The following is a 25,244-nucleotide window of genomic DNA, read 5'->3' on the forward strand; positions in this document are numbered from 1 at the left end:
AATAAAAAATACAATATATTGATTTCTAGATTAAAAACCAATATATTGTATACAAAATTTATTTTAAGACAAATCTTTTTCAAAATTAGGCTCTTAAAGACAATAATACTTGTCTTTCTATTTGTTGATAGTTCTTTTCAAGTATCAATCTATCTGCTAATTGTACTATTCTTTCCATTGAATAGTTTTTAGACATTTCTTTCATATTTCGTATCATTTTCTCTAGTAAATAAGGATTACTAATAAGCTTGTCTACAACCTCCGTAATATCACTTATTTCTTCTGTTTTAATAGCAACACCTGATTCAACCAAAAATTCTGCATTTTCTTCTTCCTGCCCTGGAATCATATAAGGTATTATCATCGGGATATTTTTAGCTATTGATTCCGATACTGTTAATCCACCTGGTTTTGTAATTATAACATCAGACATGTCCATTAATTGTGGTATGTTTTCAGTAAATCCATATACTACAATTTCTTTATCACCAAACTTTCCTACACACTGTTCCTCTATTCTTTTCTTTAATGTTTTATCCTGTCCACACACAGCTATTATCTTAAGCTTATTCTTACTATTAACAAGTTTCTCTAAAATATCTTCCATAGATCTAGTTCCCCAACTTCCACTCATTAAAAGTATTGTAAAATCACTTTCTTTATTTCTGCTTTTAGAAATTGAATGAGTGAAAAATTCTCTTCTTATAGGAATTCCATAATGAAATATTCTATCCTTAGATACTCCATTTTCCATCATGTTAAGCTTAGTATAATAACTTCCTGTAATATATGCATCTACATTTTTGTTAATATATGTTTGATGTGCCTTATAATCAGTAACTACAGAAATAAACGGTATATTTATTTTTCTTTTCTTTTTTAATCTTCCAACAACATTAACTATAAATGGATGAGTTGCAATAATCAAATCTGGATCATTTTCCTGTATAAGCTCATACATTTTATTTTGTATTATAGCTGTAATAATACTTGTTAGTCCAAAGTTAAGCTTCTTTCTATTACTTAATTTATATAATTCCCCATAGATTTCAGGAAAATTATTAGCTAATATTTTATGTACATCTATTATCAAAGACTCAAGTGTCTTATTAGTTTCCTTTAAAGCATCTAACTTTACAACTGTGTATCCATTTAACTTTAGTTCCTCTTCTAGTGATGCAGCTGCTTGGTTATGTCCTCCCCCTGTTGAAGCGGTAAAAATCATTACCTTCTTCATGGTATCATCTCCTCATTTTAAAACAAATTTCAACTTATAATTTTTTATTTAATCTTTCTAATGTGAAAATTGATTTATTACCATATAAAATCTAAAATTTATTTAATATTCGACTTTACTATCTGACTTATATTTTAAGTATAAACAACTTATCTTAAGATTTTCTTAACTATAAATTAAAATTTGATTAAAATTACCTTAACACTTACAAAAAATTAAAGTTCCAGTGAAAAATTTATTTTCACTGGAATTTTAATGATAAATCTATTTTGCTTTACATTTTTTCTTTTTTATTATAACCATAATTTTCTTGATGTAGTAAGGACATCTGCTCCTGTTTTAGTTACAAGAAGATTTTGTTCATAAGTAGCCGTTCCCATTCCTGGTTGATACAATCCTTTTTCAACAGCAAGATACATATTTTCTTCCAAAACAACATCTTCTTCATGAATAAACCAAGGGCGTTCCCAAGTCAAACCAATACTATGTCCCCAGTGAGGAGGGAATGCAGCATAAATTTGCTTTTCATCATTTTGTTCAGCAGATAAAGAAACTCCTCTGCTTAATAAGAAATCATCTCCAGCCTGACATAATTCTTTAATTGTAATACCTGGTTTCACTAAACTAATTACATGTTCACAAGCTTCTACAACTATTTCAATAATTCTGCGTTGCTCTTCTGTAGGTTTCATTCCTACGATTGTAGTTCTTCCAAAGTCACAGATATATCCTTCATACGCAATGATTAAATCTACTTTAAACATTTCACCATTTTGAATTATTCTGTTTGAATCATATCCTGGGAAATCAATGCTATGAACTGCATCACTATATGGTCCAGAACTTGTAACTACAAAGTATAGCACAGCTCCTTCAGAATATATTTTTTCCATTGCAGGTCCTAGAACTTGAGCTTCAGTTTTTCCAGCAGCTACATTATTCATAATAAGTTCCATTGCTGCACTTCCAATTTCATTAGCTTTTTTTATGGATTCAATTTCTCTTTGAGATTTAACAACTCTCATATCTGAAAGGATATCATCACATGGAATCATTTTTAATTCTGGCATTTGTTCTTTCATCTTTCTTCCAATTTTCCATGTTAAAACATCTTCATACATTATTCCAACTTCGCCTTCACTCATTCCCAACTCTTTAGCTGTATCACATACTAGTCCAAAAAAGTCTGTGCTGTATCTAATATCATCAATAGCTACCAAATCTTTTCTAAATTCCATAGTAGTAACTATGAGTACTGGTTCCCCTTCTGATGGAATCATCAATACACAATGAGAACGTCCACTCCAAAGTGGTTCTTGATCTGGCAAGTAACATCTTTGTTGATAGTGGTTAGCAAAATATTCTGCTCCTGCATATCTATCCCATGTTCCTCCACCTCTTGACCAAATCATAACACCTTTTAATCCACGTTTTTTAACCTCTTCTTGACAGTGCATACGTCTTTCTTTAAACTCTTCAAATGGAACATTCTTTGCAAACATGTATATATCCTCCCTTTAGTTGTTATTCTTTTGATTTTTAAATTTTTATTTTACTATGCAGCAGCAATACTGCTGCATAGATTAATTACCATTTATTTTAAGTATTAATATACTTCATATATTTTGCTACTTATCTTTTCCTGCCTTTTGAATTTTTACTATGCACCAAATGGCTCCTCCTATATTAAGAACTACAACTGCAATCATACATAATATTGAACTAATTGGCATAATATACTCCTCCTTTTATTAACCTTGATGTTCTTCTGGTATTTCTGGGTAACCTTCTGAAACTGAATCAATATAGTTATTTTTAACACTTTGAGAAATTTTCTTATTAAATACTAATAATAATCCTATCAATACAAGTATCTGGAATACAAACGTACCTGTACTATCTATTAATAATGGATTCCACCAATCTTCATGCCAACCTACTGATTCAATAGTCCACCAAATAAACATTGCGATTATTAATACTGGAGTTATAAATAGAACTGATACATTCCACCATTTACCAATATATAACTCATTCTCTGGAGTATTAATATATTTAGTTCTCATTTTTTCAGCACCAAACTTCCATATTGCAAAACAAGTAAATACTGTTCCAATTAATAACGCCATTCCCCAAACCCAATCTTGGTTATTTAAAACATCAATACTATATGCTGAGAAACTTCCTAATACTAATGTTATAAAGAAAATAATAGTTGTAGCTTTTTTTCTAGACATCTTAGCATCCATTAGAGGAACTACCCCTGTACTAAAGAATATAACGTTTGCTGTTAGTGCTGCAAAGAATAATGACATAAAGAATAAGAAAGCAATAATTGAACCACCAGGCATATCTCCAAAAAGTTGAGTTAAAGCTATAAATGTTAGTCCATAGTTTCCAGACTCAGCAATTGTTCTAGCCGCTTCTACAGAAGGTGCTAAAGCAAATAATGCTGGTAATACAACAAATCCTGCTAATACTGCTGATGAATTATCTCCAAGGCCCTGCATAAATTCATTTAGAGCTACATCTGATTTTGCCTTAGTATAAACACCCATAGTAAGAACCAAACCAAATCCAGGACCAACTGACCAAGCTGACTGTGATAAAGCTGCCATCCAAGTATCTACGTTAAAGAAGGTTTCCGGTGATATTTGGAAGTAATGTTTCACTCCTTCAACTGCTCCAGGTAGTGTAAGTGCTCTAACTACTAAAATAATAAGAACAACATATAAACATGGTGTTAAATATTTTCCAATCATTTCTGTACCTTTACTTATCTCTTGAGCAACAATTACAGCTGTTAAAAGAAGTACCCCTACAAAAACAGCAACATCTGTCCATCCATTTGAAATATTAGCGAAAAGATTCTCTAGTCCCTTAGTATCATATCCACCAAATCCTTTCAAAGAAATAACTGCATATTGCAAACACCAACCCATTACTACGGTATAATAGGCCGTAATTGCAACCGTGGTTGCAGCCATAAATGCACCCATCCAGGAATATTTTTTACCGATAAAATCTTTAAATGCACCAGCTGCACCATGTCTTGTAGCTCTTCCAATAACCATCTCTGCAATAATAATTGGAATCGATACAGCAAATAGTAATATAGTCCAAGCTAAAACAAACGAACCTCCGCCTTTTAATGCTACCATTCTTGGGAATCTCCATACATTACCAGTCCCAACTGAAGCCCCAACTAATGTAAGAACCAAACCCCATCTACTGGAAAATCCTTGAGCTTTTTCTTTTTTATCCATTTATTAAAAGCACCTCCAAATTTACATTTGTTTTTCACATTATTAATCCATAATTGCTGTTTCTTGTTTGTTATCTTATTGTTTGAGTATAATTCCTTTTATTTTATCTATTTATTTTAAATATTCTTGCTTTTCGAAAACGTATACATTTATTTTTAAAATATAATTACTAAGTTTTTGCAAAAACTCTTTATCTTTTTAATTCTAATATTCATTGAATGAATGTTTTGAAAAATCACTGAATCAGTATAACTATTTTATGAATGATATATGCCTTAAGACTTAAATCATATTATAGATAACTTACTAAATTTGTATAAAATTCACATGCTTTTATAATATCTGATATAGGACAGTTTTCATCTCTTGTATGTGCAAGTTTTGGATCTCCTGGTCCAAATCCAATTGTTGGTATACCCATCTTTCCTGCTGATCCTACTCCATTTGTACAAAAATCCCATTTAAACATTGTAGGTTTTTTTTCATTTAATTCTTGAAATGCTTCAACTGATGCCTTAGCAAGCTTACTTTCTTTATCAATTTCCCAACATGGTAAGAAGGAATGTAATATTAATTCTTCTCCAGTCCAACTTTTTCCTATTTTATCGTAAGTTTCCCATGTTGCATCTGTTCCAGCTAATAAAATTTCCATTTCTTTTTCTATAAATGCTTCATCTTCACCCTTAACTAATCTTCTATCAAGATATGCACTGCATTTATCTGGAATTGCATTAATAGATACTGCTTCACTTTCTATTTTGGTAAGGGCTAATGCACCTTTTTCACCCTCCATAGCCATGAATTTCTTACCTAGTTCTTCAACTCTATCAATAACTGTCTTCATTTTATATATTGCATTTACACCCTTTTCAGGAGCACTTCCATGTGCAGCTACCCCTGGCATATCTACTCTAAATACAGCTCTTCCTTTATGTCCTAGTGCTAACTTCAAAGAACTTGGCTCACAAATAATAACATAATCAGGTTTCATATTATACTCTTCAGAAAAGTGTTCAATTGCTTTTCCTTCATAGTCTTCTTCCATTACAGATGTGGATACATAAATAGTTTTACCTTTATCTAATCCTAATTTTTTAATGGCATATCCTGCATAAACATTAGCTGCAACTCCAGCCTTCATATCTGTTGCACCTCTACCATATATTTTGCCATCTATTATTTCTCCGCCAAATGGATCTACAGACCATTCTTTTGCATCATTTACTTCAACAGTATCAATATGGGAATCATAAAGTATTTTAGTTTCTCCATTACCTATAACTCCTATAACATTACCTAGCTTATCTACAATTACGTCATCATAACCAAGTTCAATCATTTTGTCTTTAACAAACATTGCTATTTCTTTTTCTTCCCCAGTATAACTTTTGATTCTTACAATATCTTGAGCAAATTTTATTATTTCAGATTCCATTTTAGCTACGAAGTCTTTTATTTTATCCTTCATTTTTACATCCCCTCTAATGCATTAATTAAAATATTGATGGATTTTTACCTTCATGTACTATTTTTTTATAATTTTCTGGATCTGTATCTCCTTCAGTATTAAAGAAAAGTACAACTGAATTTTCATTCAACCCTAAATCATTCTTTAATTCTTCTAATTCAGGTTTCACCATTAATAAACTCAAAAGTCCTACACCAACAGAACCAGATTCTCCTGATATTATTTTTTTATCTTGTCCTATTGAATTTCCTAATATTCTAACTCCATTTGCAGACACATAGTCTGGACATGATACATAAGCTTTTGCAAAATCTCTTAATATTTCCCAAGTAACAGTATTTGGTTCTCCACAAGCTAATCCTGCCATAATAGTATTTAAATCTCCTGTAACATTATGTGGTTTACCATCTCCAGCTAATGCTGATTTATAAATACATGCTGCTTGTTCTGGTTCAACAATAACTGTAGTAGGATGATTTCCTTTAAATTTATTTACATAATATCCTAAAACACCACCTGCCATTGCGCCTACTCCAGCTTGTAAGAAAACATGAGTTGGTATTTGGATTCCATCTAATTTCAACTGATCTAAAGCTTCATCTGCCATAGTTATATACCCTTGTGAAATCCAGTTAGGTATTTTTTCATATCCTTCAAAACCTGTATCCTGAATAAGATACCATCCATTTTCTTCACCTTTTTGCGTTGCTAATCGTACTGCATCATCATAATTTAACTCTGTAACATAAGCTTCTGCACCAGCTTCTATAATCGCATCCACTCTTCTTTGCGCTGAACCTTTTGGTAAATAAACAACTGATTTACAGCCTAATTGAGTTGCAGCCCATGCTATCCCCCTTCCATGATTACCATCAGTTGCAGTAACAAAAACTATGTCTTTTATTTTTTCCTTAATTTCTTGGGATTTAAAATATTCGAAGTCAACATCATGAATATCAACTCCTAATTTTTCACATAAGAACTTTGCTATAGCAAATGTTCCTCCTAAACTTTTAAATGCATTCAAGCCAAATCTATAAGATTCATCTTTTACATAAATCCTAGATACACCTAGTTCCTTAGAAAGCTCATCTAATCTTACTAAAGGTGTAGCTTGATATCCCTTAATAGATGCGTGGAAATTTCTTACCCCTTCTACCACTTCTTCATTAAATATTTTAGGAAAGCCTTCAGTTGCAATGTCACTCACCACAGCTTTTATTCCATATGTCTCATTAACCCTTTCCATACATGCACCTCCAAAATAATTGTCACTAATATTATTAGCAAAACACATGCCAACTTTTCATTCGCATGTTTTCTTTAAATTTTCTGCAATTATTATCATTTTGATAATAATTATGTTTAAAAAAACATTAAAACCTTGAATTTTCAACAAAAATGTCATTATCAAAACGATAATACGATATCATTTTGATAATGACATTTTTTACAAATTATACTTTTTCAATTTTCTATATAATGTCGCAATACCAATTCCTAGTTTTTGAGCAATAATCTTTTTTGAATCCGCATCATTACCATAAATATCGAGAGCTTTCTTTATAATTCTTTTTTCCATTCTATCTAAGTTTAAATCTTCAATTTCCGAACTTACAGAAACATTCTTTATTTTTTCTGGTAATAATTCGTATTTAATTATACCTGGATATTTCAACATATTGATTACATATTCAATTGTATTTTGAAGTTCTCTTACATTTCCTGGCCAAGCATAATTTTCGATATGATTCCAAAATTCATCTTCTATCTTAACAACTTTTTTATCAAATAACTTTGAAAATTTGTTTATAAATCTTGTTGCTATTAAACGAATATCTTCCTCTCTTTCCTTTAGCGATGGAATATTTAGTGGTATTACATTTAACCTGTAATAAAGATCTTCTCTAAAGGTATTATCTTTTATCATCTCTTCTAAGTTTTTATTAGTAGCTGCAATAACTCTTACATTTACTTTAATAGGTTTATTAGAACCTAATCTTACAATTTCTCTTTGTTCTAATACTCTCAAAAGTTTAACCTGAATATATAAAGGCATATCTCCTATTTCATCTAAAAATAAAGTTCCTTTATCAGCAAGTTCAAATTTACCAAGCTTACCTTTTGGATCTGCTCCAGTAAACGCCCCTTTAACATAACCAAATAATTCACTTTCAAGTAAATTTTCTGGAATAGCACCACAATTAATAGCAACAAATGGAGCATTTGCTCTATCACTTTCTTCATGAAGTGCTCTAGCAAACAACTCTTTTCCTGTACCACTTTCACCGTTAATCAATACAGTTGAAGTAGCAGAAGCAATCATTTTAACTTTATTCTTTAAATTACTTATCTTTCGAGATTGTCCAAATATTTTATCTAAACCAATATTTTCATTTGATGATGTTAAAGCTAAAACATTTTCTTTTATTAAATCTGCATCTTTAAATATAAACATTTTATTAAAATTACCAATATTAACATCATAAACAGTTCCTATCAAATAATAGTCTAAGTCATTTATCTCTACCCTATATTCCATTAAATTTAAAATCTGATTTCCTGTTGGTTCCAAATTAATAGTTTTTATTTCACTAACATGTGAATCTAACTTTAACATTTCCCTAGCAATAAAATTAGTTTTAGCTATAGCTTGCTTTTTATCAAAGACTATTACTCCTTGTTCAATTTTATCTATAATTACATTTAACAAATCAAAAATAGCTAATTTTTCATAATTTTTTATAATTTCAAACGCCTTGGATGCTATTAATTCTGAAATTTGATTTAAGAATTCAATAAAAGTATCATAATTTTCAAATATATGTTTCTTTTGGTTTTCAGTAAAACAAACAAACCCTATAACTCCTATTACCTTATCATTTATCTTTATTGGAGTGCTCATTTCAAAAGTTTCATTACAAATATTTTTTTTAGGACATTTCTTACATATTTCATGTTCACCAGGCATTTCTATAACTTTCATTTTTCCTGTTTCGATAACCTTCTTATATACATATCCTTCATCAGATATATTCAAATCAACTTTTTCTGCAAACACACCTGTTCCAGCTATTCTATCCAATTTTGCATCAACAATTTCAACATCTACTTTTAATATTTCGGACAAGACATTTGCATACCGACTAACGGTATCCTGCATTTTTTTTAACACTTCTTCCATTATTATAACCCCCGCTTCTTTTGTATAATAATATTTTAAAGTACATTTCTCATCTTTCAACTATTAAGTTTATTGTTTATCTATTATTATATCACCGCTTGATATTCCCTAAACATTTAAACTCTACTACTATATTGGATTTTCAAATTCACAATTTACTTAATAAATTATTTTTTTCGGCTGCCTAAATAAAATAACTGTAATTCCTGCTAATAATACTATTGTTGCTGCAATCCCCGCTTCTGGTCCAAAGGCTCCCCCTGTAAACCACTCATCTCCTACTAACTTCAACTTCATTATACTTCCAGTAGATATTTTTTCGCCACTTACTTCAAATCCAAAAATATTTCCTTGTATCCAATTCCATGCACAATGTAGCCCACAAGCACCCCATAAATCTTCTGTTTTAATTACATAAAGCCCTAAAAATATTCCTACTATTATAATATTTATAATAGCAATAACACTTACATTATCATTGAACATATGAAGTAATCCAAATAATAATGCAGAAGAGAACAAACCTAATTTCACATTATATCTTGCCCCCAGTACATTCATTAGCCAACCTCTTGATAAAATCTCTTCAGTTCCACTTTGTATAATCCATCCAGGCAAAATTATAAGCACACTACTTAATGCCGCCATTCCTACTGGAGCAGTTGGCGTTTTATCTATAACAATATGACCAGTAATACCAAGTATCATAACTACTGAAGAAAACATTACAACCCCACTAATAAAACCCATAAAATATTTTTTTATGAAATTTATTTTGCTAAATCCAACACTTGAAATATTACGTTTTTCAATAAATTTTACCCACGTAAATATCACTAGTGCTACAAATCCAAAACTAAAAATAAGATCAAACATCATCCTAATTGAATTACTACCATATAATGATACTTTAAAAACTTTGCTGGTTACTATACCTAATATTTCACCACCAATTAAAAAAGCAATAGCTAATATATAAGCAACAATTATATTAGGTAAAAACTTTGCTTTTTTAGCCTCCTTAAACAATCCCCTTTCGTTAGAAAACATGTTTTTCTCCCCCTCTCAATCATTTTCTATGATTACTTAGTTTTTGCAGTAATATTTTATAATTATCAGTTATTATATTATCTACACCTAAATCAATAACTTTCTGCATATCTTCTTCCTCATTGATTGTCCATACATGAACTTCTCTACCAATCATATGAGCATCTGCAACAAATTTTTCTGTAACATTTGTTTCCTCTACGCTATAAAAATCCACATTTAATTTATGCAAATTTCCTATTGCAACATACATTATATACCCAGTCTTTATTCTAGGTTCCATAGCTTCTACTTCTTGTATAACATTATAATTTAATGATGTTACAACACAAGAATTGATAATTCCTTTTCTTTTAATTAAATTCACTACTTTTTGCACAAGTTTTTTTTCATGTCCATTTGTCTTAATCTCAATGTTTAATTTGATTTTACCCCTAGAATGATCTATAACTTCTTCAAGCGTAGGTATCCTTACCCCTTTAAACCTCTCATCAAACCAACTTCCTGCATCTAATTGTTTTATTTCATCTAAATTAGCTTCCCAAATATTTTTATCAAGACCTGCTGTTCTACTTAAGCTTTTATCATGAATAAGTACTACTTTATTATCTTTGGTTTCTTGTACATCTATTTCTGCATAATCAGCTTTATTCTTTATTGCTACATCTATTGCTTCTAATGTATTTTCAGGGGCATCTTTTGAACTTCCTCTATGAGCTGTTATTTTAACATTATATTTTATACCTTCCATATATTCCATTACAGCTATCGTAAATATAGATGTGAATAACACTATACCAACAAACAATGTTATACCTATTTTTTTACTATTAAATATTTTATCAACAAGAGAATTATTATTCTTTTTTTCATCTAATGCTATATCTAGAATTTCATCATTGTTTAAATGATAAAAAAGTCTTGTTAAATACAGTATTTGAAAAGGTACTACTATAAACGATCCGATACTTCCAAATAAAACCCCAACACCAGATATCATTAATATTATATAATCCCAATGTACATTTATTCCACCTATAAATCGGATTATTAAAAATATAACCAATAAATATAACGCTGCCAAGCCACCTAATACTAAAGCACTTACTAGTAAAATACCCACAGTTTTTTTTATGAAAGTTTTCAAATTATTTTTTACTAATCTACTACTCTCTTTTAAAGCTTTTTTAGCTTTTTTATTTTTAAGCATAATAACATGCATTGTAAATATCCATCTAATCGATAAAATAACAAAAACTAATGTTAATATTTTAAGCATTATAAAAAAAATCATATTTTGATCTATTACATCTTTTATAAATCCAGGAATTTTAACATCTGATATTAAGCTAGTATAAATCCCCAAATGTAGCCATGGGAATATTATCACTAAACACAATACTATTATAAGTCCATCAATTCCTATAAAATGCTTGATTCTTCTCATGCAGTATTTGAAAATGGTATAGTAACTACTTTCTCTACTTTTTGTAATAACTTGATGACTAAGTACTATTAGTCCCCCTATTTCTATTAATGTAACTAACACCCCAAAAACAGCTAATAATACTATTGAAATTATTCCTTGAGGTGACAATAAAAATCTTGTTAATAATCCATTTGTTATATATGAAAGCCCCCTACTTTTCATCAATAAATTTAAAATTATCTTTAAAAAAGGAAGTAATATAATACCAATTAGGAGTTTTGTACATATCTGATATTTAATAAATCTGCTGAATCCAAATTTAAAGTCATGTAAAATCTGCTTGTACTCCCCCCATAAATTTTTCAATTTAAAGCCTCCTTAAACTTGTCTATTGTATTAATATATATTTTACACATATAATGAAGTAAAATCTACTAATACTGTAGTTGTTCTACAGTTTTATGACAGGACTTTGTAATGTTTGTGACATATTAAAATAGAAACATTTTTTGTTGAAAATCCCCTTAAAGATTAGTCCTAAACCAGTTCAATGTAGTGTTAAAATTAAAAGCCAAGGAAAAAATTTAGTTTTTTCACAAATTGATCACAAAATTACCACACTTTAAATAAAATTATCACTTAATATTAAAACATACAAAATATCAAGGAGGTTTGGATATGAAATTAAAAAACAAATTAAAATGGATAATTTCAATTTTCTTTTTAGGATTTTCAATATTTGCAGGAATAATGCATCAGATTAAGGGTGGTGGTCCTGATGGTAGTCCATCAACAGATGCTCTTTGCCCTTTTGGTGGTATGGAAACCCTATATTCGCTTATAACTACAGGAGACTATATAAAAAAAGTTGAACCTTCATCTTTGATTCTTTTAATTGCTATTATAGTATTAACAATATTGATTGGTAGAGCTTTTTGTGGTTATTTATGCCCACTTGGCACAATTCAAAGTATTATAAATAAAATTGCTAAAAAACTTAACATTAAACAAATTAAAGTAAATGAAAATTTAGATAAAATTTTAAGATATGCAAAATACGCTGTTCTTTTATTAGTATTATATACAACATACAAAGCTGGTGAATTAATTATAAAACCTTATGATCCATGGGCTACCTTTATGCATCTTGGAAATGGAAGTGAAATTTTCGAAGAATTTTTAATAGGCTTTGTTTTACTTATTACTATAGTTATATCTTCAGCCTTTATAGAAAGAGCTTGGTGTAAATATTTTTGTCCTCTTGGTGCAACTTTAGCTATATTATCACCTCTTAGAATTTTTAAAATCAAGAGAAATTCTACAAGCTGTATAAGCTGCACAGCTTGTACTAAAAATTGCCCTATGGGCCTTAATATTCATTCTTGTGAAGCTGTTTCTAGCATGGAATGTATTTCTTGTAATGAATGTACTACAAGTTGTCCTGTGCCTAAAACTTTAGAAATGAAAAAATGGAATTTTAAACTTTCTGTAAATAAAACGGCATCATTAATTATTGCAGTTCTTGTACTAGTCATTGGTTTGAGTGCAATTACAGGACAATTTAAGACAGCTTCTTCCACTAAAGAAGTTTTAATTGAAAATGGGCAGGCAAATCCAGATAATATAAAAGGTTATATGACTATAAATGATATATGCAAAGAATTTAATATTGATAAAGATATATTTTTAGAAAAAGCTAAACTTCCTAAAAATACGGATTTAAATACATCTTTAAAAAATCTAAAAACTGATTTTCAAGAAAAAGGCATAGAATTTGAACCAGATACCGCTCGAAAAGTTGTAAAAGAATTAATAAAATAGTGAATGAAAATAGAAACATTTAGCATGTTTTTTGTATTAAGCATATAATGTTATTGGTAAATTATTTTCTAGGAGGAACAATAGTGCATTTAGGACCATTCATTAGATATCCAGTAACATATAATAACTCTTTAGAAAAAACTTTAGACTTGATTAAAGAAGCAGTAGAAAATAATATTTATCAAAAAACAACTGAAATAACTATACCTGATATGCTTAACAGGACATCTGTTATGCCAAGAACTAGCTTTACTGTCCAAGAAGCAACAAAAATTGCAAAACAGCTTAATATTGATTTTAGCAAGGAAAAATTTGATTTAGAGCAATTCAAAATGGGTTTAGATACCGAACTAGAACATGGAAGAAAATATCTTCCTACAAATGTTACAGAAAATGACCCTATTACTACAGGTAAAATTGCTCTAGCACATCTAAGTGAATTTCCTGATTACTATACAAGACTTGCAAAGCTTGAATCAGAGGCAAAGGCATATTGGGATATGATGAATAAAAAGGAATATACTCCTGACCAATGGGTAATGTATATTGAACCTTTAGTAAAACGTGCATTAGCAGAATATAACGCAGAAATAAATTTAGAACACTTATTCCAAGAATTTATTTTATCAGGAGTTTTGGTAGGATTAGGTAAAAAACCTCAAGAAGCCATTGAGCAAGTAGAAGAGTGGGAAAAAACAGGTGAATCTCAACTTTTAAAACAGAGTAAAATGATAAATTCTTAATACGGAAAAATAGAGATAGTCTATGAAAATAACAGACTATCCCTATTTCATTATTAACTTGCAGGTTTTTCACCAAAATCAGTATTTACATAGCCTTCTAATTCCTTTGATGGTATACTTATCTCAATAAATTCTTTTGCATCATCATCTAAAGGCATATAGTAAAATACTACATCGTCTCCTTTAAAATATATTCTTATTCCTTCAGCTTCTAACCCTTCCTTTATTCCCTGTTCCTTAGCTTTTTTATCTAATATTTTTCTAACTTCATCATTATTCTTAATAAAGCTCTCATAATTAATTTCATTTGAAGACTTCATATCCAAATTCATACTATCCTTAATTTTTATTTCTCCAAAGTCCTTAATTTTACCTGTTCCTTTATATAATATACTTAATATTTCATTATTTGATTTAGTAATTTCATAATCTATATTTACATCATCATATGAATCACTGTTATATTGATCTACAATTTTTTTAAGACTTTGATTCATATAATCCATTAAAATCTCACCTACATAATCCTTAACTTGAGGATAATTTATTTTTATATGCTTATCTTTTATCTCTAGTAATTCACTAACTACCTCATACCCTAATTTTGAACTTTCTTGCTGTTTTTGAACCTTTTGCTGTTGATTTTGTTCAGTAGGTGCTTGTTTTTTAGCTCCACAACCTACAAGAGTAAAACTAACACCTAGCATTACATATACAAGTACCTTCTTCATATTCATTAAATTTTCCTCCATTACTAAAATATTATTAACTTCTTTTCTTTATTATAAATAAAAAATCCTTTGCATCAATTACAAAAAAGTTACAAACCTACTTAACATTTTTTATTCCAAAATTCTTAAGTAATTTAATTGTTTGAATGATAGCAAGTTTTAAATTTCCATATAACCTAAATCACATAAAGGATTTTGTCATTTTATATCGAATACAGTTATTAATCCAAGTTTAGATTTAACATAGTAAAGCATCATTAATTGTTAATTCTTAATTTCTCAGAAAGGAACTTTTATAATTATGGATTCTGAATTATCCTTCAATACAAAGAAAAAAAGCTTTAAATTAGGCTTTTTCCATAAATCAATAATAATTTTGGTACTTCTTATTATATTTTTATTTATGTTAAACTCGGTTGCAAAAATATTCAAATTACCTTCTATAACCATCAGTAAAAAGGTAGAAATAAACTCAACTGTAACTATTGAGCAGATATCAAAAATTTGTTCTTTGGCTTCTGTAAAATATGAATATTCAGACGTGGTTATAAAAAAAGAACCATTATACATAAATTCGGTGAAAATACCTTTTACTGAAAAAGGCTTTTTAATAAAGTTTAATGGAAAAATAAATGCCGGAGTAGATGTTATAGACTTTAACAAAACTTCTGAAGATTCATGTACCATTTTATTAAGTAAACCAAAAATATTAAGTAACTCCTTTGATCCAAACAGTATTTATTATTACGAAAAACATGATGGTTTATTTAATAAACTTGAAATAGATGAAGATGATAAAGCCATAGCAAATCAGATGAAAATGTTTGAACAAAATAAAAAGGAAGATATATTAAATAAAGCTGAGCAAAACGCAAAAGATTCTTTAATCAGCTTCATGAATGCTCTAAGCTTTAAAAATGTAGAAATAAAATTTTCAGAAAAATAGTCTGGAATTTAAAAATAAAATTCCAGACACATATTATAAATCTCTTTTTTGAAATCTTCTTAATGCCAAAATAACTATTACTATAATATAAACACCGATATATCCCATCATAAAAGAGCTTGGCTGAATATTTCCACCTACCATACCATCTATACTAAGATTTAATCCTGACTTAGTTGTGAATAAAATTGATGATGCTTTTCTATATATTACATCTGAAGGCATTATAAGACTTGTTACAATGCCTATATTACTCATAACTGATTTTGCAGTTTCAGCTGTTATAAAGAAACTCATTTTTTCCAAAAATCCACCTATCATACCACAAAAATATAGAATAACCACTATAACACCTGCTGCCATTGTTGATATAGAACAACTTAAAAATATTCCTATTGAAGTTAACACTATAGGTAAAAGATAAAGTGTTAATAAGGATTTTACTACTGAAGCTATAGCAAAATTGACAATTACACCCTCTCCAAACATAACATTTATCCCTATAATACTTAAATATAAAATTGTTACATAAGGAATAAGTATCAATAAAATTCCAATGAATTTTCCTAAAACCACTTCATATCTTGCTATTGGCTTTGATAAAACTGCATCATAAGTACCATTTTCAATTTCTGATGCAATAGCACCAACACTTGAAAAAATAGATAAAAAAGCTATTATAAACCCTGCTACATACATTCCCATGGATATAAACTGATTTATAAAAGTAAGTCTAATAACAGCATCATTCGTATTCGCCTCAAAAGATTGATATGCATACTTTGCTGCCGTTCCATAAAGAAGAAGAAATATTGCAGTAAGGATTAATGTGAGGTATAAGATTTTTTTCTTTTTCATTTCAAGAAATGTAAGCCTTATTATAGTCCTCATCTTTCATCCTCCTCACCTACAGTTTTAATGAATAATTCCTCAAGTATGTTTTCTTTTCTTTTCATCATATATAAAAGTCCTTCATTTTTTATTATACATTTTGCAATTTCAGGAAGAATTTCATCATTTTTCACATGCATTTCAATTTCATTTTCAACTTTTTCTAAATATGGATCAAAATTTTTTAATTCATTAATCATTTTCTCACTACAATTTCCTATTGATAAAACTACTGGTGAATGCATAAGCTCCTTAATAGTTCCAATAGTTTTGATTTTTCCTTTATCCAAAATAGCAACTCTATCTGATACAAGCTCTACTTCACTCAATAGATGAGTATTTAGAAAAATAGTTTTCCCTTGCTCTTTTAATTTGAAAATAATATCACGAACATGCTTTCTACCAACGGGGTCCAATGCACTTGTTGGTTCATCTAAAAAAAGAAGCTCTGGATCTGATAATATGGCACATCCTAGTCCAATCCTCTGTTTCATCCCTTTACTGTACTGCTTTATCTTTTTATCTTCATGTCCTTTAAGTCCAACTATATCAAGCACTTCCTGTATTCTTTTTCTAATATCCTTTTTATTCATTTTATACAAAAGAGCATGATTAAATAAAAGTTCATAGCCTGTAAGCCATTTATGATACTGGAACAACTCTGGTAAATATCCTATTTTCTTTTTAGTTTCAACATCTCCTATAGGCTTACCAAGAATCATTCCATTACCTGAAGTTGGATAAAGCATTCCAACAAGTGTTCTAATAAAGGTACTTTTTCCTGCACCGTTCTTCCCCAAAAAACTGAACACTTCCCCCTCTTTAACAGAGAGGGAAATATTCTGGAAGCCTCCTTTTCCACCAAATTGTTTTGTTAAATCATACGTTTCTATAACCATATGTTATTTCATCTCCTCAATAAAAGACACTAATTCATCAGTTGCACAATTACTATTTATAACATATAAATCATCTTTATCTTTAAAATAAACAGTTGAGTAATCTCCATTATTGTTTTTAATTAATATAGCTTTTTCTCCATTAACAGTTATATCTTCCTTAGTTTGATATTCTGGACTATAAGGTACTGGAATTGTAGCTGTTAAATCATCAATTTGCATAAATTGGTCTTTTAAGTTTTGTGGTAAAATACTCATAGAAAATAATGATTTTATTAATTGTTTTTCATCTACATCCTTTGGAGTTTGTACTGTAGGTGAATTCATTTTCATTACATTAATATATTTTCTTTCTTTATTTTTATTTTCAGTTTTTTGTGAGAAATTATAAGCTACTGCTTCATTAAAATGAATAGTAAAGGGCTTTTGATCTAATTCTTTTGGAAGTTTAGTTTTTTCACCTAAATAATTTAAAAGATCATTAGCTTTATCTATATTTAATTTTATTGTTACATCTGTTCTTGGTTGTTTAGCAACATACTCGTACTTAAATCCTTCTGGTGCTTTAATTACATTTTCTATAGATAATTTTTCTTTAATATCAGCCTCTCCTTCTGGACCTTCCGCAGAAACTTCTTTACCATTTGAAGAAACATCTACCTTAATAATATCTTTTATGTCTTTAGTTCCATTACCTTCACTGAATAATTTATCAATTCCCTTGATATCTTCTTGACTGATAGATATACTGGTGATTTTCTGCATACGAAATATTTTCAACAAATCCTCTGCTTTTGTACGAACAGGCTCAACAAGTACTAAACCTCCACATAAAACAACTGCTGCCGCCGCTGCTGACCATTTTCTAGCTTTCTTACTCATATCAAAAATCCTCCTTTTATTTTTCTTTTTAAAATCAACTGTACAAACATTAATAGGACGACGGGGTGGTATTTCCATATCCATTTGTAAAACACTCTCTATAAACTTATCTTGCTGCTTTAATTTGTGAAATTTTTTTCTGCATTCAGAGCAGTTTTTTATATGTGATAATACCTCATCTACATCACCGTCATAAGTATTATCAATTATTTGCTGAAGCACTTCTAATTCATAACACATTAATTTCACCTTCTTTTTTATATAATTTTACAAATTTCTGTTTACCCCTTGCAATAAACTGCCCTATATTGTTTAAAGGAATATTAGTTGCATTATGAATTTCTTCATAAGAATATCCCGAAAATTTCAAAATTAAACATACTCTCTGTTTATCTGGTATATTCACTAAAATCTTCCTAACTTCTTTAATTTGCTCACTTCTAAATATTTCATCTTCTATTGAAAAAATATTGTTTACTTCTTCTAAAATATTTTCTTCTCTTTTTATTCTTCTCTTTTCTCCTCGTAAATAATTAAAAGCTATATTTGCTGCAACTTTTGAAAGCCATGCCCCTAAAAACTCAATTTGTTCTTTTGAATTATAATATTTTATAAAAACCTCTTGAGTTAAATCTTCTGCCAGTTCATTGTTTCCAACTAAGTAATATAGCTGCTTATAAACTATTGGATAATATTTTTCATAATTTATCTGAAATTCATCTTCTTTAACTTTTCTTCGCCTTGGGATCCCAAAAATATTAACTCCTCCCTTCGTCTTTCACTAATATAAACACCACAGTATTAAAAAAAATGACACTATTTTCAAAAAAATTTTATTTAAAATTCCGATTTACTAGTTTACCTTATTAATTTATTTAAAATAAATCCACTCTTTAAACCTTATCATATTATTATATGAAAGAAAGAAATTTTATTTTGCCAATTATGCACAAAAATTATATACAGTTTTAAAATCTTATATTTTTTATAGCGTAAAAAAATAAAACCGAGAAACAATTCTCGGTTTACTATTATTGTAATTTAAATTTTTCAACATCGTCTGTCATTTCATGTGACATATTTGCTAAATTTTGAGCTGCATTGGCAACTTCAATACTTGATGCATTCATATTTTTCAACGCCACCATAATAATATTCTTCTATTTTTTTAGTATTATACAATAACTTTTTTATTTAGTTCTTTTTCAACTTCATCTTTTAATACTAACATCTCTTTTTCTTCACTCAAACTTTTCTTAAATGAAATCATAGCAAGTATCATTATAAAACCAAAAGGGAATGCAGCTAATATGGAAGCTGTTTGTATCATTTCAAGTCCTCCAGCTAATAAAAACACTATAGTTAGACTACCTTGAAGTATTCCCCATACAACTTTTTTTGAATTATTAGGATTCAAATTTCCTTTTGACGAAAGCATTCCTAAAACAAAAGTAGAAGAATCTGCTGAAGTAATAAAGAATATCATTGATAATATCATAACAAGAATACATATGAAAAATCCTAAAGGATATTTACTAAGAACCATGAAAAATGCTGTTTGTGATTTTTTTGCAGCTACTAATGCAACTGAATGCTCCACATTGAATCCCATAGTTCCAAATACAGCAAACCATATAAAGCATAATAAAGATGGTATTATCAAAACTCCAAGTAAAAATTCTCTTATAGTTCTTCCTCTCGAAATTCTAGCAATAAATATTCCTACAGGAGGTGCCCATGCTATCCACCAACCCCAATAAAATAAAGTCCATTTTTTATACCATCCACCATGTAAAAATATATTATTATTAGTAGTTACCAGTTCTTTACCATACATCGCCATTCCCTTAAATAAATTTCCAAAAATTTTCGATGTAGGTCCTACAATTAAAACAAGTACAATCATCACTGCTGCTATAAAGAGATTAGTATCTGATAAAATTTTTATACCTTTATTAATACCTATGATTGCCGAAGTCATGTAACATACAGTAACTATGGCTATTATTATTAATTTTGTTTTTATGTTTTCAGGTATATTAAACAGAAAATTAAGACCTGCATTTATTTGTAAAGTTCCAAGACCAAGTGAAGTGATAACCGCTGCTACCGTTGCAAATATAGTAAATATATCTATAACATTTCCAATCCAACCTTTAGCCCTCTTCTCTCCAATAATAGGTATGAACACACTACTCATTAAAGCAGGTTTCCCTTTTCTAAACTGCATGTATGCTAATATTAATGCAAGAACAGCATAACAAGCCCAAGCTGCAGTACCCCAATGTAAAAATGATTTTCCCAAAGCAAATACTTTTGCTTCTTCAGTAAATGGTTCTATATTAAGCGGATGTGTATAATGACTTAATGGTTCCGCTACTGACCAAAAAACAAGCCCCATTCCCATACCTGCACAAAAAAGCATTGCAAGCCAAGATACAAACCCGTATTCAGGCTTTTCATCGTCTTGTCCTAATTTTACTTTTCCATATTTACTAATCATAAGATAAACACAAAATATAAAAAAACTCAACATAGCACCAGAATAAAACCAATAGAATTTATCAAGTAAAAAATCCAGAGCATTCTTTGATGCTGCTTCAAAAGTTTTTATATTGAAAAATGCATAAATTAATATAGCTATTAAACTTATACTTGAAATATAAAATACTTTATCTTTTTTTATTTTGTTAATCATATAACCCAATAAACTACCTCCTTTTATATATTTTAAAATCTAGTTTAATCAAAACCTTTCAAAATATCGTTTCTTCATAGTTTAATATATTCTTAATTTTCATATTACTTTATACAGGAAGTGACAACTTGAATAATATATAGATATGTTACTTTAAGCAACTTTATTATATCATATAAGTTGCTTCTTGTAAAATATGTAAATAAATATATTTTATTACATAAATGATAATACTTTAATTTCAAAGTATATCTTAAATATTAATAAAATGCTTAAAAAACAAACATAATAAACATATATTATTTTTTAATTATTAATTTTAAAATTCCACTCACTAAAAGGAGGTGCTAATATGAAAAATACATCCAAAGACAATATTGACAAAAAAATTGAAGAAAAACTGTACAGTAGGAATTTCACTAAATTTGGTCTAGACATGAATCCAGTTGTTTCTATTGCTGCTGGACTTATCGTATTAATTTTTTCATTATATGCGCTTTTAAATTTAGAACGAGCAAACGAAATTTTCCAAAATGTTAAAAATGTAATTATCTCCAAAGGCGATTGGCTTTTTATATTATCCAGTAATTTTTTTATTGGAATATGCATATTTCTTGCATTGTCAAGATTGGGTAACGTTAAGATAGGAGGAATTGATGCTGAACCTGAATTTTCAAACTTTGCATGGTATTCAATGTTAATATCTGCTGGTATGGGAATTGGATTAATGTTTTGGGCAGTAGGAGAACCTTTATACCATTCTACATATACTCCTCCAATTTTCCAAAGCACAAATTCAATAAATTCAGCTTTAGCAACTACCTTCTTTCATTGGGGAATACATCCTTGGGGAATATATGCACTATTATCCTTAGCTTTAACATTCTTTGCTTATAATAAAAACTTACCACTTTCTTTAAGGTCAGTATTTTATCCACTTTTAAAAGATAAAGTTTTTGGTGTCTTAGGTGATATGATAGATGTTCTTGCCGTAGTATCATGTTTATTTGGTCTAGCAACATCCCTTGGTCTTGGTGTACAGCAAATAAACAGCGGGCTAAACTATTTATTAGGAATAGAATTTAGTGTTAAAATACAAGTTATATTAATTGTTATTATTACTGCTATAGCTACTTTATCTGTAGTTTCTGGAATAGATAAAGGAGTTAAATTTTTATCTGAGTTAAATATTAAAATGGCTTTTGTATTTATGCTTGCTATTTTTATTATTGGACCAACATTACATATATTAAAATTATTTTCTAATGCTTTAGGTCTTTACTTAAATGAGTTTATTAGTTCTTCTTTCTTTATATCAACAAAAGATACATCTTGGCAAGGTAGTTGGTCAGTATTTTATCTTGCTTGGTGGATATCTTGGTCTCCATTTGTTGGAATGTTTATTGCAAGGATATCTAAAGGAAGGACAATTAGAGAATTTGTATTAGCAGTATTATTTGTTCCTTCTCTTTTATCATTTATATGGTTATCTATCTTTGGTGGAAATGCTATATATATAAATGAGCAGGTCAATGGAAATTTATTTGATGTAGTACAAAATAATCTTCCTATAGCTTTGTTTGAAATGATAAATTATTTGAATATACCATTTTTATCAGGAATTATAAAAACCATTTTATCAATAATAGGTACATTGTTGGTTATATCTTTTTTTGTTACCTCAAGTGACTCTGGTTCATTAGTTGTAGATAACATTACATCAGGTGGAAAATTGGATTCACCAATACCTCAAAGAATATTTTGGGCTTGTATGGAAGGATTTATAGCTGCAGTATTATTATTGATTGGTGGGGAAAAAGCTCTTTCTGCACTGCAAACTGCTGTAATTACTACTGGACTTCCTTTTGCAATCATACTAACTATAACTAGTATATTACTTGTAAAAAGTATACATGTTTCTTATAAAAAGCAAAAAAGAATTAAAGATATAAAACTGTACAAAAAAATTGCTGAGCATACTTCTAATGAAAGAATGAAAAAATGAAAAAAATAAGCTTGTTAGGATTTTATTTAAAATCCTAACAAGCTTATTAACTTACATTAACCTTATTTTCCCTTATATTTCACTAATGCTTGAGCTGTAGTCACCCTTATTGTTTTCAACTCTCTTCCCTCCATTTTTCTATTTATCTGGCCATATTTTAACATTAGGTTCTAATAACCATTTATGTTCTTCTGCATTTATTCTATCTGTCCAAGGATTATTATCTAAATGTCTTATCATCCAACAATAATACATTGCATAACCTGGAGCAGCTGTTTGTGGATGTACTAATCCTCCTGGAATTGCTGCTATACTATTATCTTTAACTTTGAAAACATCATCACCTATTATTGAGCAGCCAAATCCTTGAGGTTTATTGAACCTATAGTAATAAACTTCTGGTTGTGGGTGTTCATGGGGTATATAACTTGACCATTTACCTGGGAAAGTAATAACTTCACCCATAACCATATTTGAATATGGAGCATTAGAATAATCAAAAACTGTTCTTACTACTCTTCTAGCAGTATCATTCCATACACCCTCTCCAAAAATATCGCTTTTACAATCTTTTGGAGAATAAAGTTTACTTTCAAATTCTTTTTCATTATCAGTTTTTTCAAGCAAAATTTCTGCTTCTGAAACTGCTGTAATTTTTACTTCTACATTCTTAGGAACATGTAAACACCATGGATCTTCATCAAATAAAGAAGTTCTCTTCATTTCTTGTTTATTTCCTTGCCATTCTATAATAATTTCTCCATATAACAATAAGAATGCACTTTCTTTTTTACTATCAAGACAACTTTCTTCTTGATTTGCTTTCATTTTATATGCACCTATATCCATTAACATATTGCTATGTTTTCCATCCATTTGTGTCATTGTGTTATAACCACAATTCAATTGATTTAATATTTCAACCATTTTCTATTTCTCCTTTACCCATGCTGATTTATTGTAACTAAAATTAGCCTCTAGCTATCATTTCACCATATTCTTCTTTTTTCTCACGAATGAATTTTTTTACAGCTTCTGCATTAGGCATATCTTCTGAACAACTGTGACTTGCCACTAACATAGCTGCTGATGCACTACCAAATTCTAAAGCATCAATTACATCCCAGCCTTCCATCAGTCCATAGATAAACGCTGAAGCATATGCATCTCCGCCTCCAAAAGATTTTAATAGTTTTACAGGAAATGATTTAATCTTAAATGACTCTCCGTTCTCTGTATATGCTGTTGATCCTTCTTTACCATGTTTTATAACAACTGCTTTATTTCCATATTCTATCCATCTATCTGCTGTTTCTCTATCGCTGCTTCCTTCTGGTTTTATTAATTTTTCCATTAAATCAAATTCTTCTCTTGAACCCATTACAATGTCACTCATTCTACCTGCCATTGAATAATAAATCGCAATTTCATCTTGTGACTTCCATGTGTAGCTTCTATAATCTACATCAAAAATTACTACTGTACCATGCTTTTTAGCATATTCTATTGCCTTAAAACATGCTTCTCTTGAAGGACTTGCAGATAATGCTACACCTGATACAACTATTGCTTTTGCATTTTTTATATACTCTTCATTTATTTCTTCTGGAGATAATTGTAAATCCGCTATAGCATTTCTATACATTAATATGCTACTTTCATTAGGACTTAATATTTCAGTAAATGTTAATCCTAATGATTCTCCATTTTTAGCTACAGCAATATTAGAAGTATCTATACCTTCTTTTTCAAAATAATCAGTTACAAATTTTCCAAATTGATCATCAGAAACTTTTCCAATAAATCCTACTTTTTTCCCTAATCTAGCCATTCCTACAGCTATGTTAGCAGGAGATCCCCCTACATATTTTGTAAACGTTCTACTTTCTTGTAGTGGTCTGTGAATTTCATTTGGGTTAAAGTCTATAGCAGCTCTACCAATAGGGATTATATCCATTTTTCTTGTATTATCAAATTTAATATTATTCATCAAA

General features: G+C 29.1%; 20 protein-coding genes. 4 read left to right on the top strand and 16 right to left on the bottom strand.

Annotated features, from left to right (window positions below; all coding sequences use genetic code 11):
- Window positions 1-85: 85 nt before the first annotated feature.
- The 8 genes from OW763_RS01560 to OW763_RS01595 all read right to left on the bottom strand — a co-directional run bounded on the left by OW763_RS01560 (window position 86) and on the right by OW763_RS01595 (window position 12,000).
- Entirely contained in the window at window positions 86-1,237 is a 1,152-nt protein-coding gene (locus OW763_RS01560; protein WP_268039305.1) for an MGDG synthase family glycosyltransferase, read from the bottom strand.
- Between the two features lie 293 nt (window positions 1,238-1,530).
- The gene (locus OW763_RS01565; protein ID WP_268039306.1) at window positions 1,531-2,739 is read right to left on the bottom strand and encodes a M24 family metallopeptidase; all 1,209 of its coding nucleotides are present in this window, start codon (window positions 2,737-2,739) and stop codon (window positions 1,531-1,533) included.
- Window positions 2,740-2,988: 249 nt separating this feature from the next.
- On the bottom strand, window positions 2,989-4,503 hold the full coding sequence (locus tag OW763_RS01570) for a sodium-dependent transporter (protein ID WP_268039307.1): 1,515 nt from the start codon (window positions 4,501-4,503) through the stop codon (window positions 2,989-2,991).
- 292 nt (window positions 4,504-4,795) lie between these two features.
- Window positions 4,796-5,971: a YgeY family selenium metabolism-linked hydrolase gene (locus OW763_RS01575; protein ID WP_268039308.1), complete on the bottom strand. Its 1,176-nt coding sequence runs from the start codon at window positions 5,969-5,971 to the stop codon at window positions 4,796-4,798.
- Between the two features lie 25 nt (window positions 5,972-5,996).
- A complete protein-coding gene (gene dpaL / locus OW763_RS01580; RefSeq protein ID WP_268039309.1) occupies window positions 5,997-7,220 on the bottom strand; it encodes a diaminopropionate ammonia-lyase in 1,224 nt (407 codons plus the stop codon).
- A 201-nt stretch (window positions 7,221-7,421) separates the two neighbouring features.
- The gene (locus OW763_RS01585; RefSeq protein WP_268039310.1) at window positions 7,422-9,155 is read right to left on the bottom strand and encodes a sigma-54-dependent Fis family transcriptional regulator; all 1,734 of its coding nucleotides are present in this window, start codon (window positions 9,153-9,155) and stop codon (window positions 7,422-7,424) included.
- 159 nt (window positions 9,156-9,314) lie between these two features.
- Complete coding sequence (locus tag OW763_RS01590) at window positions 9,315-10,205, bottom strand: CPBP family intramembrane glutamic endopeptidase (protein WP_268039311.1); 891 nt, start codon at window positions 10,203-10,205, stop codon at window positions 9,315-9,317.
- Between the two features lie 19 nt (window positions 10,206-10,224).
- Window positions 10,225-12,000: a glycerophosphodiester phosphodiesterase gene (locus tag OW763_RS01595; RefSeq protein ID WP_268039312.1), complete on the bottom strand. Its 1,776-nt coding sequence runs from the start codon at window positions 11,998-12,000 to the stop codon at window positions 10,225-10,227.
- A gap of 312 nt (window positions 12,001-12,312) precedes the next feature.
- On the opposite strand from OW763_RS01595, the gene OW763_RS01600 reads away from it, so the two are divergent.
- Window positions 12,313-13,455, top strand: coding sequence for a 4Fe-4S binding protein (locus OW763_RS01600; RefSeq protein ID WP_268039313.1), 1,143 nt, complete (start codon window positions 12,313-12,315; stop codon window positions 13,453-13,455).
- 83 nt (window positions 13,456-13,538) lie between these two features.
- Window positions 13,539-14,198: a DUF5661 family protein gene (locus OW763_RS01605; RefSeq protein ID WP_268039314.1), complete on the top strand. Its 660-nt coding sequence runs from the start codon at window positions 13,539-13,541 to the stop codon at window positions 14,196-14,198.
- A gap of 53 nt (window positions 14,199-14,251) precedes the next feature.
- Here the strand turns inward: OW763_RS01605 and OW763_RS01610 are convergent, their stop codons facing one another.
- On the bottom strand, window positions 14,252-14,935 hold the full coding sequence (locus OW763_RS01610) for a hypothetical protein (RefSeq protein ID WP_268039315.1): 684 nt from the start codon (window positions 14,933-14,935) through the stop codon (window positions 14,252-14,254).
- Between the two features lie 295 nt (window positions 14,936-15,230).
- On the opposite strand from OW763_RS01610, the gene OW763_RS01615 reads away from it, so the two are divergent.
- The gene (locus tag OW763_RS01615; protein ID WP_268039316.1) at window positions 15,231-15,875 is read left to right on the top strand and encodes a DUF4230 domain-containing protein; all 645 of its coding nucleotides are present in this window, start codon (window positions 15,231-15,233) and stop codon (window positions 15,873-15,875) included.
- A 33-nt stretch (window positions 15,876-15,908) separates the two neighbouring features.
- Here OW763_RS01615 and OW763_RS01620 read toward each other — a convergent pair whose 3' ends face one another.
- The 5 genes from OW763_RS01620 to OW763_RS01640 all read right to left on the bottom strand — a co-directional run bounded on the left by OW763_RS01620 (window position 15,909) and on the right by OW763_RS01640 (window position 21,245).
- The gene (locus OW763_RS01620; RefSeq protein ID WP_268039317.1) at window positions 15,909-16,766 is read right to left on the bottom strand and encodes an ABC transporter permease; all 858 of its coding nucleotides are present in this window, start codon (window positions 16,764-16,766) and stop codon (window positions 15,909-15,911) included.
- Window positions 16,763-17,665, bottom strand: coding sequence for an ABC transporter ATP-binding protein (locus OW763_RS01625; RefSeq protein ID WP_268039318.1), 903 nt, complete (start codon window positions 17,663-17,665; stop codon window positions 16,763-16,765). Before OW763_RS01625 ends, OW763_RS01620 begins: the two co-directional genes overlap by 4 nt.
- 3 nt (window positions 17,666-17,668) lie before the next feature.
- On the bottom strand, window positions 17,669-18,787 hold the full coding sequence (locus OW763_RS01630) for an anti-sigma factor (protein WP_268039319.1): 1,119 nt from the start codon (window positions 18,785-18,787) through the stop codon (window positions 17,669-17,671).
- Window positions 18,777-19,304 (bottom strand): sigma-70 family RNA polymerase sigma factor, encoded by a 528-nt coding sequence (locus tag OW763_RS01635; RefSeq protein WP_336296874.1) that lies wholly within the window; start codon window positions 19,302-19,304, stop codon window positions 18,777-18,779. Before OW763_RS01635 ends, OW763_RS01630 begins: the two co-directional genes overlap by 11 nt.
- Before the next feature lie 417 nt (window positions 19,305-19,721).
- Window positions 19,722-21,245 carry a BCCT family transporter gene (locus OW763_RS01640; RefSeq protein ID WP_268039804.1) on the bottom strand — a complete coding sequence of 508 codons (1,524 nt, stop codon included), beginning with the start codon at window positions 21,243-21,245 and terminating at the stop codon, window positions 19,722-19,724.
- Between the two features lie 352 nt (window positions 21,246-21,597).
- Between OW763_RS01640 and OW763_RS01645 the strand changes: the two genes are divergently transcribed.
- Complete coding sequence (locus OW763_RS01645) at window positions 21,598-23,250, top strand: BCCT family transporter (RefSeq protein WP_268039320.1); 1,653 nt, start codon at window positions 21,598-21,600, stop codon at window positions 23,248-23,250.
- Window positions 23,251-23,388: 138 nt separating this feature from the next.
- On the opposite strand, the gene OW763_RS01650 is transcribed toward OW763_RS01645, so the two are convergent.
- Together OW763_RS01650 and iolC are read right to left on the bottom strand one after the other, a co-directional pair.
- On the bottom strand, window positions 23,389-24,177 hold the full coding sequence (locus OW763_RS01650; RefSeq protein ID WP_268039321.1) for a 5-deoxy-glucuronate isomerase: 789 nt from the start codon (window positions 24,175-24,177) through the stop codon (window positions 23,389-23,391).
- 43 nt (window positions 24,178-24,220) lie between these two features.
- Window positions 24,221-25,240: a 5-dehydro-2-deoxygluconokinase gene (iolC, locus tag OW763_RS01655; protein WP_268039322.1), complete on the bottom strand. Its 1,020-nt coding sequence runs from the start codon at window positions 25,238-25,240 to the stop codon at window positions 24,221-24,223.
- Window positions 25,241-25,244: the final 4 nt, after the last annotated feature.

Origin of the sequence: Clostridium aestuarii (assembly GCF_026735135.1) — a bacterium.
GTDB lineage: Bacteria > Bacillota > Clostridia > Clostridiales > Clostridiaceae > Clostridium_H > Clostridium_H aestuarii.